The following is a 15,122-nucleotide window of genomic DNA, read 5'->3' as shown; positions in this document are numbered from 1 at the left end:
ACGCGGGGACTACGGGGAAATGGCCGACATCTGGCAGGTGGGGATCGTTCCAGTGCCGATCCAGGGCGTTCTTGCCGCCGACGGCCTGGACAGGCGCCGTGTGATCTGGCTGCCGCCGCAAGGCTCGTTCCGCTTCATCGCCGACCCGTTCGGCCTTCCCCACGGCGATCGCTTCACCGTGCTGGTCGACCCTATGACCACCGGGTGAAGCGCGGCGAGATCCACTACTACAGCTACGACCGGGGCTGGACGCTGAGGGAGCGCGGCATTGCGCTGAAGGAGCCGTTCCATCTTTCCTACCCGCAACTGATCCGGTCGGGCGAGGACATCTTCATGCTGCCGGAGGCCTACCAGAGCGGCCGGCTGACGCTCTATCGGGCGGTCGATTTCCCGACAAGGTGGGAGCCTGCCGCCGTGCTGCTGGAAGAGCCGGCGGTCGACTCGACGGTCTTTCACCATCAGCAGCGCTGGTGGATGTTTCATGCGCTCTTCGGACCGGACGGCAGGGACACGCGCGAACTGCATGTCGCCTTTGCCGACAGCCTGACCGGCCCGTGGCACAAGCACAAGCAAAACCCGGTGCGCACGGGTCACGCATCGTCGCGGCCTGCCGGCTCGCCGTTCCTGGACGGTGACAAGCTTTATTTCCCGACACAGGACTGCACGACCGGCTACGGCAGCGCCATCAATCTGCTCGGCATCGACCGTCTGACGCCTGAGGAGTTTTCAGCCGATATCGTCAGGCGCCTGTCGCCCGAAGGCTGGCACGACGGTTTCGACCAGGGATTTCACACGCTCTCGGACGGCGGCGGCGTCACCTTGATCGACGTCAAGCGCATCGACCGCTCGCCGATGCGCCACCTGATCAAGCTGCAGCACTGGCTGCGCAGGCAGGCACGCCGGGTTTGAACGACACCTGAAGCCGGGAGACCGACGCCCGCCAGGGAATCGTCTCAGCCAAACATCGGAAAATTTTCAGAAACCGTTCGGGATTTCGCGGACCCGGAGTCGCAAAAAGATCGGGCTGGCAAAAGACAGGCCGCAACGCCCGATCGTCCCCAGCCAAACGCATTTTCCGGTCGCCGCATCCTCCCAGCGCGGCCGCAACCTTGGTCATGGAGACAACATGATTGCCGAACTTCTTCACAACAGGCCGCTGAGACGCCGCCTTGTCGCCGGATCGATCGCCGTCCTTGCCTGCGGCGCCGCGATGGTCTGGCATGGCGCCAGAAGCGAAGCCTCGAACGCAAAGCCTGACGCGCCGGAGACGAAGCTGGTCAAGGCCGTCGAGGTGACGCCGGTTGCCAATGCCGACATCCGCACCGCCATTGGCGAGATCCGCCCAAGGCTCGAGAGCGACCTCGGTTTTCGCGTTTCCGGAAAGCTCATCGAACGCATGGCCGAGATCGGCTCGACGGTGAAGAAGGGCGAGGTGCTTGCCCGCATCGACGACCAGGATTACCGCAACCGGCTGCTCAGCGCCGAGGCGGATGTCGCGGCGGCGCAAGCCGTGCTGGTCGAGGCGAGCGCAGCCGAGGCCCGCATCGGCGCGCTGCTCGCCAAGGGCTTCACGACACGCGCCAGCTACGATGCGACGCTGAAGAACTTGCGTTCAGCCGAGGCCAAGCTGAAGTCGGCGAATATCGCCTTCCAGATGGCGAAAGACCAGTTCGGCTATACCGAGCTGCATGCCGATTTCGACGGCATCGTCACCGCCACCGGCGCCGAAGCCGGCCAGTCCGTGAATGTCGGGCAGATGGTGGCGCGCGTCGCCGATCCGAGCAGCCGCGACGCGGTGTTCTCGATCGCCGAAGCCGCCTTCGCCAACACGCCCGACACCAGGCGGCCGCCGAAGGTCACGGTCTCGCTGCTCAGCAATCCGGCGATCACGGCAACCGGTACCGTGCGCGAGATCGCGCCGGTTGCCGACGCCGCGACCCGCACCTTCCAGGTCAAGGTCTCGCTCGAGAATGCGCCCGCCGAAATGCGCTTCGGCGCCAGCGTCGGCGGCCGCGCCGAAATCGCCAGCGCGCCGGTTGTGGTGCTGCCCGGCAGCGCGCTGTTCGACAAGGACGGCAAGCCGGCGGTCTGGGTCGTCACCGCGACATCCGCCGTCGAGCTCAGGCCCGTCGCCGTCGCCCGCTACGAGACCGACCGCGTCGTCGTCAGCGACGGCCTCGCCAAGGGCGACATCGTCGTCACCGCCGGCGTCAACCGGCTGCGCGAACATGAAAAAGTCCGCACCGCTGAAGGGGAAGAAAAATGAACATGTCAAAGACCAAGGTCCTGATTGCCGGCGCCGGTCCGACCGGCCTGACGCTGGCGCTGTGGCTGACCAGGCTCGGCGTGCCGGTGCGCATCTTCGACAAGGCCGCCGCTCCCGGCGAGACCTCGCGCGCGCTCGCGGTCCAGGCCCGCACGCTGGAGTTCCACCGCCAGATCGGCATCGTCGACGACGTGCTCGCCGCAGGCGTGCGGCTGGAGCGGCTGACCCTGCACACGCCGGCTGGCGTCGCGGCACGGCTGCCGCTGTCGGATTTCGGCCGCGGCATCAGCCCGTACTCCTTCGCCTTCGCGCTGCCGCAGGACATCCACGAACGCCTGCTGATCACGCATCTCGAGCGCGCCGGCGTCGAGGTCGAGCGCGACACCGAGCTTGTCGCCTTCCAGGACAAGGGCGAAGCGGTCATTGCGACGCTGAGCAGGAACGGCCGCACCGAGACCGTCAGCGCGGCCTATCTCGCCGGCTGCGACGGCGCCCGCAGCGCCGTTCGCCATGGGCTGAACATCGGCTTCCCCGGCGGCACTTACGAGCAGTCCTTCTACGTCGCCGACGTGAAAGGCAGCGGCGAAATCACGCCCAACGGCATGGACACGACGATCAGCAGTTATGGCTTCGCCATCGTCATGCCGGTCCGGCAGTCGGGTTCGGTCAGGCTGATCGGCATCGTGCCGAAGGCGCACGAGGCGGACGAGACGATCACCTTCGAGGCGATCCGCGCCGATGTCGAACGCGACACCGGCGTCAAGGTCCATGAGGTCAACTGGTTCTCGACCTACCGCGTCCACCACCGCGTCGCCGAGCGCTTCCGCGCCGGCCGCGTATTCCTGTGCGGCGATGCCGGCCACATCCACAGCCCGGCCGGCGGCCAGGGCATGAACACCGGCATGGGCGATGCGGTAAACCTTGCATGGAAGCTCGCCGCCGTGGTCCAAGGCCGTGCCGATGCGCGCCTGCTCGACAGCTACGAGCCTGAGCGCATCGCCTTCGCCCACAAGCTGATCGAAAGCACCGACAAGGTGTTCCGCTTCGTCACCAGCCGCTCGCGGCTGGTCGGCCTGTTCCGGCGCTATCTGATGCCGAAGATCATGAACGCCGCGCTGCACACGTCGTTCGGCTCGCGCGCCTTCTTCGGCGTGATCTCGCAGGCGGCGATCGAGTACCGCGCCGGGCCGATCAGCGCGGGCACGGCCGGCAAGGTCAGCGGCGGCGACCGCCTGCCCTATGTGGTCGGCGCGAGGGGCGACAATTTCGAGCCGCTGCGCTCGCTCGACTGGCAGATCCATGTCTATGGCGAGGTCAACGCCGAATTCCGGGCGATGCTCGCGCCGGCCGGCATCCCGGTCCATGCCTTCGCCTGGTCGGAAGCGGCCGGCAAAGCCGGCCTGCAGCGTGACGGCGCCTATCTGGTGAGACCGGACGGCCATGTCGCGCTCGCCTCGCCCGTCCAGGAGGCGGCGACTTTCCAGCGCTACCTCGCCGGCCTCGCCATCAGGCCGAGGACCGCCGAGCGCGCGCCCTACCGTGTGCCGGGCACCATGCACAGCCTGGCCTGACTTGCGACGGCGCCCGCCACGCGGCGGGCGCGGTCCGAACCCAACCATCATTTTTCGCTGGCCGGCAAACGCCGGCGGAACGCGCCTTCACGCGCGCTGAGAGGGATTGCATCATGACCAGCTTCAACCTTTCCGAATGGGCGCTGCGCCACCGGAGCTTCGTCATCTACCTGATGATCGCGGCGGCGCTTGCCGGCCTCTACGCCTATCAAGGCCTCGGCCGCGAGGAGGACCCGCCCTTCACCATCAAGACCATGGTGGTGAAGACGATGTGGCCGGGCGCGACGACCAGCGACACGGTGGAGCAGATCACCGACCGCATCGAGAAGAAGCTCGAGGAGCTTCCCGACCTCGACTACGTCAAGAGCTACACCAAGCCCGGCGAATCCGTGGTCTTCGTCAACCTCAAGGACACGGTCGCCGGCGACCAGGTGCAGCCGCTCTGGTACCAGGTGCGCAAGAAGCTCGACGACATCAACCCGACACTCCCGTCCGGCGTCCAGGGCCCGTTCTACAATGACGAGTTCGGCGACACCTATTCGCTGATCTACGCGCTGACCTCCGACAGTCTCAGCCATCGCGAGCTGAAGGACCTGGCCAGCAGCCTGCGCGCCGGGCTGCTCACCGTGAAGGATGTCGCCAAGGTCGATCTGGTCGGCCAGCAGGACGAGAAGATCTACCTCGAATTCTCGACGCAGAAGGTGGCGGCGCTCGGCCTCGACGTCGGCACGCTGTCGCAGGCGCTGCAGGCGCAGAACGCGCTGACGCCGAGCGGCACGGTCGATGCCGGCCCGGAGCGCATCGCCATCCGCGTTTCCGGTTCCTTCACCTCCGAGGAGAGCCTGAAGGCGATCAACTTCTACGCCAACGGCCATTATTTCCGGCTGGGCGACGTCGCCGAGGTCAAGCGCGCCTATTCCGATCCGCCGCAGCCGATGTTCCGCTTCAACGGCAAGCCGGCCGTCGGCATCGCGGTGTCGATGACCGCTGGCGGCGACGCGCTGGCGCTGGGCGAGAACGTCAAGGAGAAGATGCACGAGATGGAGGCCGAGCTGCCGCTCGGCGCCGAGCTCGGCCTGGTCGCCGACCAGTCGCATGTGGTGGAAGAGTCCGTCGGCGAGTTCACCAAGAGCCTCGGCGAAGCGATCGCCATCGTGCTCGCCGTCTCGCTGCTGGCGCTCGGCTGGCGCCCCGGCATCGTGGTGGCGGTAGCCATCCCGCTGGTGCTGGCGATCACCTTCGTCACCATGGAGTATTTCGGCATCTCGCTGCAGCGTATCTCGCTGGGCGCGCTGATCATCGCGCTCGGCCTCCTGGTCGACGACGCCATGATCGCGGTCGAGATGATGATCTCGCGCATGGAGGAAGGCCACGACAAGATCTCGGCCGCCACCTATGCCTATACCTCGACCGCCTTCCCGATGCTCACCGGCACGGTGGTGACGATCGCCGGCTTCGTGCCGGTCGGCTTCGCCAAGAGCGGCGCCGGCGAATACTGCTTCTCGCTGTTCGCGGTCGTCGGCATCGCGCTGGTCGTCTCCTGGATCGTTGCGGTGCTGTTCACGCCGCTCACCGGCGTCTTCCTGCTGCCGGAGCGCATCAAGGGCCATGACAGCCATCAGCCGTCGCGCATAGCCCGCGGCTTCCAGGCGCTGCTCGAAATGGCGATGCGGGCGAAGTGGCTGGTGTTGTCGGCGACCGCCGGGCTGTTCGCGCTGTCGGTCGTGGCCATGGGCTTCGTCGGCCAGGAGTTCTTCCCGAAGTCCGACCGGCCGGAGGTCATGGTCGATCTCACCCTGCCGCGCACCGCCTCGATCAAGGCGACCGACGCGGTGGTGGAGCGCGTCGAGAAGCTGCTCGCGGCCGACCCGGACATCGACCACTGGAGCTTCTACGTCGGTCAGGGCGCGGTGCGCTTCTACTTGCCGCTCGACGCGCAGCTCGCCAACGACTTCTTCGCCCAGGCCGTGGTGGTGACCAAGGGCCACGCCGTGCGCCAGGCCGTCATCGACCGGCTGGAGAAGAAGCTGTCGACCGGCTTCGACGATGTCATGGCCCGCGTCACGCCGCTAGAGCTCGGACCGCCGGTCGGCTGGCCGCTGAAGTTCCGCGTCAGCGGTCCGGACCCGGACAGGACGCGCAGCCTGGCGCAGCAGTTCGCGCAGGTGCTGGGCAGCGATGCCGCGGTGCGCAACATCAACTACGACTGGAACGAGCCGGCCAAGGTCGTCAAGGTCGAAGTGGACCAGGACCGGGCGCGTGCACTCGGCATCTCCTCGCAGCAGCTCTCCGAGACGATCAACGCGGTGCTGTCCGGCTCGAAGATCACGCAGATGCGCGACGACACCTACCTCGTCGACATCGTCGCCCGCGCCGTGGAGTCCGAACGCGCCAGCATCGACACGCTGCGCGGCCTGACGATCAGCGCCTCGGGCGGACGCCGCGTGCCACTCGAGCAGGTAGCCAAGCTCTCCTACCAGACCGAGCCGCCGCTGATCTGGCGCCGTGGTCGCCTGCCGACCGTGACCGTCCAGGCCGACGTCGCGCCGGGCAGCGATGCTACCGCGGTGACGCGCAAGCTGGAGAAGGCGATCACCGCCTTCAAAGCGGAGCTGCCGGCCCGCTACAGCGTCGAACAGGGCGGCGTGATCGAGGACAGCGCCAAGGCGCAGGCCAGCATCTTCGTGGTCTTCCCGCTGATGCTGTTCATCATGGCGACGGTCCTGATGATCCAGCTGATGAGCTTCCAGCGCCTGGTGCTGGTGCTGCTCACCGCTCCGCTGGCGCTGATCGGCGTCGCCGGCGCGCTCCTCATCTCCGGCGCGCCGATGGGCTTCGTCGCCATCCTCGGCGTGATGTCGCTGATCGGCATGGTGATCCGCAACTCGGTGATCCTGATCGCGCAGATCGACCAGCACATCGCTGCCGGCGAGGAACCGTGGGCCGCGGTGATCAGCGCCACCACGCATCGGCTGCGGCCGATCCTGCTCACTGCGGCGGCCGCCATCCTCGGCATGATCCCGATCGCGCCGACCGTGTTCTGGGGGCCGATGGCCTATGCGGTGATGGGCGGCCTGATGGTGGCGACGGTGCTGACGCTGGTGTTCCTGCCCACGCTTTACGTCACCTGGTTCGGCATCAAGGCGCCGGCCGAAACGACAGCAGCGGCGGCCGCCGTGGCGATCGCCGAGCCGCAAGCCATCGCCGCCTGAGGCGGCGACGCATCCCGGCCAAGCCACGGCGGAATGCCGCCGTGGCAGCCAAACACGAAACCGAAGGAAACGACCATGATACCGTTCTTTGGAAACCTGCTCATCCGCGTCAACGCCGGCTTCCTGATCCTGGCATCGGCCGGCGGGCTCGCCACCGACATTGCCGGCTCGTTCTTCGGGCGCGGCGCCGAAGCCATACTGCTCGCCGACGCGCCCGGCACCGGCATCGGCTTCATCGAGGCGCACGGACTGGCCCTGATCATCGGGGTCACGCTCTCGCGCATCGCCTATTCGCGGACCTGGCATGCCTTCCTGGCTGCTGTCCACATGCTGCTCGGAACGGCAAACCTGTTGTTCTGGCAGTTCTTCATCGCCGCCGACGTGCTCGTCGTCGGCTACGTCATAACCGCGGCGCACTTTCTGTTCGTGGTTGCTCACCTCGCGGCTCTGGCGGGCACCGCCCGCCTTGCCGCGTCCCCCCGTTGAACTTCGATCGAGCCTTAAGGAGAGAGAACATGCGTATGAAATCAATAACGAAAATGCGTTCGGCCGCTGCCCTGCTCGCCATCGGCATGGCCGCCGTCGAGATCATCGGCGGCACGGTGCCGGCGCTGTCGCTGGTCGGCGCGGCCGAGGCCCGCGTCGGCCATCCCTGGACGCCGCGCAGCGCCGCCGGCGTCGCCCGCCGCAACACGACATGGAGGGTGCTGAGGCACACCACCGCCTGGGTCGCGACCTTGCCGGCCGGCTGCGTCCGCACCAAGGTCAACGGCTTCGACGTCTGGCGTTGCGGTGGCACCTACTACCGGGCCTATCAGGGCCGCTACATCGTGGTCGTCGTCGATTGACGATCGGCCTCGGGCTAAACCTCGCCGAGGGCAAGTCGCACGCCTTCGGCGAGATGCTCGGCATCTGCCCGGTTCTCGAAGGGCACGCCGCGCAGCGCGTAGTCGAGCGGCGCAAAAGCATCGCCCTCCTCGATGAGGGCGATCTGCCGCCGCGCCTTCTCCATGTCGCCCATCTGGGCATAGCAGGCCGCCAGTCGCGTCCGGATCCAGGGTGCCGGACGCGTGGCCAGTTCCAGCGCTTCCGCCGCCTGCCGGTATTCCCCCATCATATAGAGCGCCAGTGCACGGTCGAACTGGTACCAGTGCGGGTGCAAGGGATCGATGCGGATGCCGCGCGCCAGCCAGGTCAGCGCCTCCAGCGGCCGGCCGCGCATGGTCAGCAGCATGCCCATCTGCTCGATGCTGTCGGCATCGCAGGGATTGAGCTGCAGCGCGATGCGCATGTGGTGCTCGGCCGCCTCGTGGTCGCGCATATAGAGGCGGATCAGCGATTGCACGCGATGGCCGGTCGGCTGGTCCGGCGACAAGGCCAGGCCCTTGTCGGCAAGGTCACGCGCGTCCTGCAGCACCGCGTCGCTGGCGCGGCCGAACTCCCCGTCCAGCGAGCGCGCCAGGGCGAGATAGGTGTAGGCCAGCCCATAATTCGGATCCTTGGCGATGGCCGCCTCGAACAATGCCTCGGCGCCGCGCTGGTCGGTCTGGGCCGGATCGCGCAGCAGCGCAAAACCGCGCAGCAGAAGCTCATAGGCGGCGAGGCTGGTCACCGGCTTGCGTGAGGCCTGCTCCAGCCCGGCATTGGTGACCCGCGTGACCAGCCGGCTGACGATCTGCTCGACGATCTCGCCTCCGGTCGCGAACAGGCCGGCGCCCTGCGACTGGTAGCGGTCGCCCCAGAGCTGGCTGGCGGTCGCGATGTCGACCAGGCTGACGGCCACCACGACATGCTCGCCCTGCCGGCGCAGCGATCCTTCGACCAGGTAGTCGGCGCCGATGCGGGCACGGATCTGCGGCCACTCGCCACGGCCGAACGAGGAGAAGGAAAAGCTCGAATTGCGCGCCAGCACGGTGACCGTGCCGAAGCGGGCCACGCCGTTGATCAGATCCTCGGCAAAGCCGTCGACCATCGCTTCGTCGGCCGGATCGCCGCTCTCGTTGCGAAAGCGAACGACCGCCACGATCGGCTGGGAACTCATCTCGGGCGCGGGTTCCGCCTCCGCGGCAAGCATGTAGCCGCGCTTGGAGACGGTGCGCACCATATCCTCGCCAAGCACCTTGCGGATTTCGCGCACCGACTGGGTGAGCGAATCCTCGGTGACGTAGACGCCCGGCCAGACAACGTCCATCAGCTCCGCTTTCGGCACGACACGGCCCATGTTGCGGGCAAGATGCGAAAGCAGGGCGTAGGCCTTGGGGCGCAGGAACAGCGGCTCGTTGACGCCGCGCAACGTGCCCATGGCGAGGTCGAGCGTGAACCCGCCAAACCGGTATACCTGATCGGCAGCCGCCGTGCTCATCGGGACACCCCTTCCCCGGACAAGGATCATGCCGCTTCGATTCCCACATCGACGGGGCATGACCGACGCATTATTGCCCAGTGCGCAATTTGGATCAAACTGGCAGTCCGCGCGGGCATTATCGTCGGCCGGCCAAATGCGAGGAACCATGAACCCGACCGAGAAAGCGCTGTGGTTTGTCGAAAGCCATCTGCCGGACGCGATTTCGCTCGACGATGTCGCGCAAAGCAGCGGCGTGTCGCGCTTCCACGTGACGCGCGCCTTCGGCGCCGCCACGGGGCGCTCGGTGATGGGCTACATGCGCGCGCGCCGGCTGAGCGAGGCAGCGCGCAAGCTTGCCGGCGGCGCGCCCGACATCCTCTCGGTCGCGCTCGATGCCGGCTACGGCTCGCATGAGGCTTTCACCCGCGCCTTCCGCGACCTGTTCGGCACCACGCCGGAACTGGTTCGCGCGCAAGGCTCGACCGACACCCTAGACCTCGTGGAGCCGATCCTGATGGACCAGTCGTTTCTCAGCAATCTCGAACCGCCGCGCTTCGAGACCAGCCGCCCCTTCCTCATCGCCGGGCTCGGCGAACGCTACAGCTGCGAGACCAGCGCCGGCATTCCGATGCTGTGGCAGCGTTTCGGACCCTATATCGGCAACATCCCCGGCGAGACCGGCGATGTCGCCTACGGCGTCTGCGTCAACGGCGACGACGCCGGCAATTTCGATTATGTCGCCGGCGTCGAGGTCAGCGATTTCTCGGAAGTGCCGAAGGAGTTCTTCCGCGTGCGCGTGCCGGCGCAGAAATATGCCGTGTTCTCGCATCGCGAGCACATCTCGACCATCCGCCGCACGGTCAACACGATCTGGAACAAATGGCTGCCGGCCTCCGGCCACGAGGTCGCCGACGCGCCGGAGTTCGAGCGCTACGGCCCCGAATTCGATCCGCGCAGCGGCAATGGCGGACTCGAGATCTGGATACCGGTGAAGGGCTAGAACTCCAAATTCCAGGTCTGGCCGACCAGATCCTTGCCGAAGGAATGGTGACGCTCTTCTTCCGCCAGTTCGAAGCCCGCCGCCTGATAGATGCGGCGGGCCGAGACGAGGATGTCGTTGGTCCACAGCGTCAGCGTCCTGTAGCCTTTGGCGCGGGCAAAGCCGATGCATTCATCGACCAGCCGCTTGCCGATACCGAGGCCGCGCGCGGACGGCTCGACATAGAGCAGGCGCAGTTTCGCCACAGCGTCCGACTTGCGCACGAGGAAGACCGAGCCGACGACCTCTCCTTCCCGCTCGGCGATCCAGGCGCGCTCCCATTTCGGGTCGAACTTCCTGACGAACTCAGCCAGGATCTCGGCGACCAGCGCCTCATAGGTTTCGTCCCAGCCATAGTCCTGCGCATAGATGAGGCCCTGCCGGCGCGTGACCCAGCCGATGTCGCCGACCTGCATAGGACGCAATACATACGGCACCCTGGGTTCCGGCTGATCGCCGAGCAGGCGCTGCACGGTGCCCATCGCCTTGACCAGCCTGTCCTGCTCGGCCGGCGGGAGCTTGTCGAGCAAGGCCTGGACCTGCGCATGCGAGTCCTTGTTGAGCGGCGCGAAAGCATCCCTCCCCGCCTGTGTCAGCGCGATCGAGGAGCGCCGGGCGTCGGCTTCGGTAGCGGCGCGCTCGACGAGGCGGCGTTCCTCGAATTTCTTCAGGAGACGGCTGACATAGCCGGCGTCGAGGCCGAGGTCGCGAACAAGGTCGCTGGCGACGAGGCCATCGTGATGGGCGAGTTCATAAAGCACCCGCGCCTCGGTCAGCGAGAACGGGCTCTTCAGCAGGCCCTCGTCGAGCAGGCCGATCTGGCGGGTGTAGAAGCGGTTGAAGGCGCGCACGGCGTCGATGCGCTCCTTGCCGGGTGGATGATGGATGGTCATGGCGCTTCTCCTGTCAGGGAGAAGATCGGGTATTTAGTTGACTTAGTCAAGTAAATGCTTGCTCGAAGCACCAGGCAGAACGCCTGAGGCTGGCGGGACAGCGCTTCTGTCCTGCCGGACAGAGGGGGCGCCAAGGATCACGGCAACGGCCGTTGGCCACCTCACCCCATCGGCAAGGCCGGCCAGCGCTCGACAATGCGTCCGGCCGAAAACACCACGATCGAGCCCAAATGCTGCAGCACGGCCTCGCTCTGCGTCGGACGCAGGAAGGCGCAGTCGCCGGGCTTCACGTCGGCTCCGGCCGGCAGGGCCATGAACTGCTGGTTGGAGGACAGGCCCATCAGGCCGTTCACCTTCATGCCCTGCGGAAATACCGGCCCGGCCATCCACTTGCCGCCGTAGAGATAGCAGCCCTTGCGCGGGAACAGGCCAAGCGCCGTGAGCATCCGCGACACCGAGGCGGGCCCCGGCAGCACCGGCTCCACCACCTTCAGGATCGGCGTCGCGATGAAGGCAGCAGGCTGGAGGCCATCCAGGCCGGGCACGTCGAAATCGCTGGGCAGCACGAAAGCGGAGCCGATCGAGACTTCGTTGGCGACCCCGCCATGGTGCAGCAACGCCGTCTTCGAGCCGCCTATGTTCAGGATGCGGCGCTGGTCCTCGCCGAGGCTGTCGGCGAATTCCTCGGCCAGCGCCTGGGCTTTCCTCAGCGCGCCGCCCTGGCCGCCGAACAGGCCGGGGATTTCCGGCGCGTGCGCCTCGTAGGCCATGATGCCTTCGCAGCGCAGGCCGTTCGGGATGGTCAGCGCCTTTAGGTCTTCGGGGCTGGCGAAGCCGCCGCGATGCAGCCCGACATCGACCTCGAAGGCAAAGCGCAGGTCGGTGCCAAGTTCGGCCGCCAGCGCGCCATACTCGGCCAGCCGATGTTCGGTGTCGATCAGCCAGCAGACGCGCGACCAGCCGGCGCCGCCCTTGGTGAGCGCGGCTCTCGCCGCGCCGACCGGCATCGGCTTGCCGTAGAGCAGATCCGCCTCGGGAAAGGCGTCGAGCACGGCCTGCGTAATCGGCGGATGGAAGGTCATGAAACGGCTGGAGCCGAGCCCGCCGGCAATATGCTGGAGCAGCGGCATGGAGGCGAGCGACTTGTCGACCAGCCGCACGGCGAGGCCCGGCGCCAGTCTTTCCTTCACCAGCGCGATGTTGCGGTCGAGCCGGTCGCGGTCGAGCACGAGCGCGGGCTGGAAGATGCCGGCTTGCCTCAGCGCCTCGGAGAGATCGGCGAAATAGGCGCTCATGTGTCGATGCCGAACAGGCTGGCCATGTAGGGCGACACGAAGCGGTTTTCGGGATCGATATCGCGCCGCACCGCCATGGCGTCATCCCAGCGCGGATAGAGTTCCTTGAAATCCGCGGCCTTCAGGCTGTGCATCTTGCCCCAATGCGGCCTGCCGCCATACTTGCGGAAGATCGGCTCGGCCGCCCGCATGAAGGGCTCGGCATCGTTGGCCGCATCGTGGTGGATGGCGATCGAGCAGGTGAGCCTTTTGTGGAAGGGCGAAAGCCAGAATTCGTCCGGCGCAACCGAACGCACCTCCATCGGGAAGTAGACTTCCGGGAAGCGCTTCTCGGTGAGCTCGATGATCTCGGCCAGCGCCTTCGGCCCCTCCTCGAACGGCAGGTGATATTCCATCTCGTTGAACTTGGTCTGCCGATCGCTGGCATAGACGTTGAGCCAGTCCTGCACATAGTCCTCGGCCGGCAGCTTGGCGATCGCGCCCAGGATCAGCCGACGGCGCAGCGACGGCAGCCAGGCGAGCGCGGTGCGCAGCTTGCGCAGCGTCGCCAGCCCCGCCTCGTCCTCCTCGGTCGGTCGCGCGGTGGTCGCGGCGTCGGAGAGATCGCTGGCGATGAACTGCGCGTAGCCGGAGAACGGGATGTAGTAGAACTCGGCCGAACGATGCGCAGCCATCATCGTCTCGAAGTCTTTCAGCATCTCGGCGATCGGCAGCACCCATTTGCGGCGGCGCAGGCGGTAGGTCGGCATGTTGTTCATCGTCACTTCGGTGAGGATGCCGAAGGCGCCGAGCGCAACGCCGGTGGCGTGGATCATGTCCTGGTCCCCTGCCCGGCTGTATTCGCGCAGTTTCCCTGTCCCGTCGACGAACTGCAGCGTCTCCAACTGCGTATGGTAGGCGCCGAGCTTCGGGCCGGAGCCATGCGTGGCGGTGCCCAGCGCGCCGCCGATCGCCTGCTTGTCGATGTCGCCCATGTTGGGCAGGCCCTGGCCGATGCCTTGCATCAAATGCATCAGCGGGCCGAGCCTCGTGCCGGCTCGCAGCCGCGCCCTGCTGGTCGCGGCATCATGCGAGACCAGCCCCTCGATCTTCTCCATCGAGACGATGGTGCCGTCGGACTTGACCAGCGGCGTGAAGGAGTGGCCGGCGCCGGCGACGCGCAGCGGACCGGGCGCGATGCGCACCAGATCGGCAAGCTCACCGGCATCAGCGGGAGTGGCGATCAGCTTGGGCGCGGCCTGCACCAGGCCCGACCAGTTGCTCCAGGCGTTCGGCATCGCGCTTCTCCGCTCAGGCGACGGCGCGGCGGCGCCGCGTCACGAGGATGAACAGGCCGAACAGCGCGACGCTGGCGGCGGCGCTGGCGGCGGCGAATTCCGGCACCGGCCGGAAATCCTTTTCGATCAGCAGCGAGGCGGCAATCGGGCCGATCGCCAGGCCGAAGAGCTGGGCCGCCGGCACCAGAAGCACCGCGGTGCGGGTCTCGTCGGCGGTGATCGCCAGGCGGATCTGGTAGGGAACGATGAACAGCAGGATGAAGCCCATCACCAAAGCGGCGACCCAGAATATCGTCAGGCCAGGTCCGCTGGCGAAAATCAGGGAGCAGACAAGAGCGACGGCGCCGATGGCGGTGATCGCCAGGCGATAGTCGAGGCGCGCCTCGAAGACCGTCGCGGTCAGGGCGCCTACCACCTGAGCGGCGAGGCTTGCCGACACCATCAGGCCGACCGTGCGGCCGTCGATGCCGAACTGCGCCCCGAGCGGCTCGAGGAAGGCCCAGATCGCGCCGAAGAACATGAAGTAGCAGAAGATCGAGAGCAGCGCGGCGATCGATCCGGGCGTCAGCACATTGGCGAAATGCTCTTCCTTCGGCAGGTCGGCATAGTCGTCCGGCACGATCCAGGCGACCGCCAGCGAGGCGAGGCAGACCACGCCGAGGGCGAGGAAGCCGCCGGACGCGCCGGCGACCGGGACGACATAGAGCGCCAGGGTCAGCGCCAGCGCGCATTGCGCCAAGGTCTGCACGGTGACGAAATAGCCGCCGATGCGCTCGGCGCGGCGCGAGCGGGCGATCAGCTCGGTGGCGACGGCGACCAGCCCGCCCTCGGCAAGCCCGGCCAGGCTGCGCGCGCCGATCAGCGCGTTGGCGCCGGCGGCGTAGGCCGTCCACCAGTTGGCCGCCGTCAGCAGGAGCAGGAGGATGACGCTCTTCCAGCGCATGTTGCGGGCTGACAGAGCCATGGCCACGACGCCCGAGCCGATAGCGATGGCGATCATCTCGGCGGTGGCGACCAGCGCCAGCTCGTCGCCGGTGACATGGCCTTCGGTGTAGAGCGCGCCGAGCAGCACCGGCTGAAGCCCGAGGATCAGCAGGCCGACCGAGCCGATCCACAGCGCCGAAGCGAGCTGCAGGCCGCTCGGATTGCCGACCAGCCAGTCGCCGCCGTCCGTCTCGCCGGCTTGTGTAACCAAAGGCGCCTCCTCAACGTCCTTGCCGCATCG

Annotated in this window: 13 protein-coding genes; 8 read left to right on the top strand and 5 right to left on the bottom strand. The window is 67.1% G+C overall.

Translation table 11 applies throughout. From position 1 onward, the window contains the following. Window positions 1-19: 19 nt before the first annotated feature. The 7 genes from PU724_RS21135 (at window position 20) to PU724_RS21105 (ending at window position 7,897) form a co-directional block, all read left to right on the top strand. Window positions 20-208 carry a hypothetical protein gene (locus tag PU724_RS21135; protein WP_354423381.1) on the top strand — a complete coding sequence of 63 codons (189 nt, stop codon included), beginning with the start codon at window positions 20-22 and terminating at the stop codon, window positions 206-208. Next, a complete protein-coding gene (locus PU724_RS21130; RefSeq protein WP_354423382.1) occupies window positions 205-909 on the top strand; it encodes a glucosamine inositolphosphorylceramide transferase family protein in 705 nt (234 codons plus the stop codon). The genes PU724_RS21135 and PU724_RS21130 overlap by 4 nt, the downstream gene beginning before the upstream one ends. A 217-nt stretch (window positions 910-1,126) precedes the next feature. After that, the gene (locus PU724_RS21125) at window positions 1,127-2,266 is read left to right on the top strand and encodes an efflux RND transporter periplasmic adaptor subunit (protein ID WP_354423384.1); all 1,140 of its coding nucleotides are present in this window, start codon (window positions 1,127-1,129) and stop codon (window positions 2,264-2,266) included. Beyond that, a complete protein-coding gene (locus PU724_RS21120) occupies window positions 2,263-3,837 on the top strand; it encodes an FAD-dependent monooxygenase (protein ID WP_354423386.1) in 1,575 nt (524 codons plus the stop codon). The genes PU724_RS21125 and PU724_RS21120 overlap by 4 nt, the downstream gene beginning before the upstream one ends. A gap of 113 nt (window positions 3,838-3,950) precedes the next feature. Beyond that, on the top strand, window positions 3,951-7,049 hold the full coding sequence (locus PU724_RS21115; protein ID WP_354423388.1) for an efflux RND transporter permease subunit: 3,099 nt from the start codon (window positions 3,951-3,953) through the stop codon (window positions 7,047-7,049). A gap of 75 nt (window positions 7,050-7,124) precedes the next feature. Then, complete coding sequence (locus PU724_RS21110; protein WP_354423390.1) at window positions 7,125-7,535, top strand: hypothetical protein; 411 nt, start codon at window positions 7,125-7,127, stop codon at window positions 7,533-7,535. A 29-nt stretch (window positions 7,536-7,564) separates the two neighbouring features. After that, a complete protein-coding gene (locus PU724_RS21105; RefSeq protein WP_135859303.1) occupies window positions 7,565-7,897 on the top strand; it encodes a hypothetical protein in 333 nt (110 codons plus the stop codon). A gap of 14 nt (window positions 7,898-7,911) precedes the next feature. Here PU724_RS21105 and PU724_RS21100 read toward each other — a convergent pair whose 3' ends face one another. Next, window positions 7,912-9,411, bottom strand: coding sequence for a winged helix-turn-helix domain-containing tetratricopeptide repeat protein (locus PU724_RS21100; protein WP_354423392.1), 1,500 nt, complete (start codon window positions 9,409-9,411; stop codon window positions 7,912-7,914). Window positions 9,412-9,559: 148 nt separating this feature from the next. On the opposite strand from PU724_RS21100, the gene PU724_RS21095 reads away from it, so the two are divergent. After that, window positions 9,560-10,393 (top strand): AraC family transcriptional regulator, encoded by an 834-nt coding sequence (locus PU724_RS21095; protein ID WP_127285527.1) that lies wholly within the window; start codon window positions 9,560-9,562, stop codon window positions 10,391-10,393. On the opposite strand, the gene PU724_RS21090 is transcribed toward PU724_RS21095, so the two are convergent. The 4 genes from PU724_RS21090 to PU724_RS21075 form a co-directional block, all read right to left on the bottom strand. Continuing rightward, entirely contained in the window at window positions 10,390-11,325 is a 936-nt protein-coding gene (locus tag PU724_RS21090; RefSeq protein ID WP_320321693.1) for a bifunctional helix-turn-helix transcriptional regulator/GNAT family N-acetyltransferase, read from the bottom strand. The two genes, PU724_RS21095 and PU724_RS21090, sit on opposite strands and share 4 nt — an antisense overlap. Window positions 11,326-11,486: 161 nt before the next feature. Next, window positions 11,487-12,620: an alanine racemase gene (locus PU724_RS21085; protein WP_320321694.1), complete on the bottom strand. Its 1,134-nt coding sequence runs from the start codon at window positions 12,618-12,620 to the stop codon at window positions 11,487-11,489. After that, window positions 12,617-13,897, bottom strand: a complete 1,281-nt coding sequence (locus PU724_RS21080) for a D-arabinono-1,4-lactone oxidase (protein ID WP_354423395.1) — start codon at window positions 13,895-13,897, stop codon at window positions 12,617-12,619. Before PU724_RS21080 ends, PU724_RS21085 begins: the two co-directional genes overlap by 4 nt. 13 nt (window positions 13,898-13,910) lie before the next feature. Continuing rightward, a complete protein-coding gene (locus PU724_RS21075; protein WP_354423396.1) occupies window positions 13,911-15,092 on the bottom strand; it encodes an MFS transporter in 1,182 nt (393 codons plus the stop codon). Between the last annotated feature and the right edge of the window lie 30 nt (window positions 15,093-15,122).

It is taken from the genome of Mesorhizobium abyssinicae (assembly GCF_049887195.1).
GTDB classification, from domain to species: domain Bacteria; phylum Pseudomonadota; class Alphaproteobacteria; order Rhizobiales; family Rhizobiaceae; genus Mesorhizobium; species Mesorhizobium abyssinicae.
This window is presented reverse-complemented; position numbering and strand designations above follow the sequence as displayed.

Excerpts from the sequence above, each read along its gene's own strand:
- PU724_RS21105 (WP_135859303.1), top strand. The coding sequence starts at position 7,565 with ATGCGTATGAAATCAATAACGAAAATGCGTTCGGCCGCTGCCCTGCTC.
- PU724_RS21115 (WP_354423388.1), top strand. The coding sequence starts at position 3,951 with ATGACCAGCTTCAACCTTTCCGAATGGGCGCTGCGCCACCGGAGCTTC.
- PU724_RS21095 (WP_127285527.1), top strand. The coding sequence starts at position 9,560 with ATGAACCCGACCGAGAAAGCGCTGTGGTTTGTCGAAAGCCATCTGCCG.
- PU724_RS21125 (WP_354423384.1), top strand. The coding sequence starts at position 1,127 with ATGATTGCCGAACTTCTTCACAACAGGCCGCTGAGACGCCGCCTTGTC.
- PU724_RS21110 (WP_354423390.1), top strand. The coding sequence starts at position 7,125 with ATGATACCGTTCTTTGGAAACCTGCTCATCCGCGTCAACGCCGGCTTC.
- PU724_RS21120 (WP_354423386.1), top strand. The coding sequence starts at position 2,263 with ATGAACATGTCAAAGACCAAGGTCCTGATTGCCGGCGCCGGTCCGACC.
- PU724_RS21100 (WP_354423392.1), bottom strand. The coding sequence starts at position 9,411 with ATGAGCACGGCGGCTGCCGATCAGGTATACCGGTTTGGCGGGTTCACG.
- PU724_RS21135 (WP_354423381.1), top strand. The coding sequence starts at position 20 with ATGGCCGACATCTGGCAGGTGGGGATCGTTCCAGTGCCGATCCAGGGC.
- PU724_RS21085 (WP_320321694.1), bottom strand. The coding sequence starts at position 12,620 with ATGAGCGCCTATTTCGCCGATCTCTCCGAGGCGCTGAGGCAAGCCGGC.
- PU724_RS21090 (WP_320321693.1), bottom strand. The coding sequence starts at position 11,325 with ATGACCATCCATCATCCACCCGGCAAGGAGCGCATCGACGCCGTGCGC.
- PU724_RS21080 (WP_354423395.1), bottom strand. The coding sequence starts at position 13,897 with ATGCCGAACGCCTGGAGCAACTGGTCGGGCCTGGTGCAGGCCGCGCCC.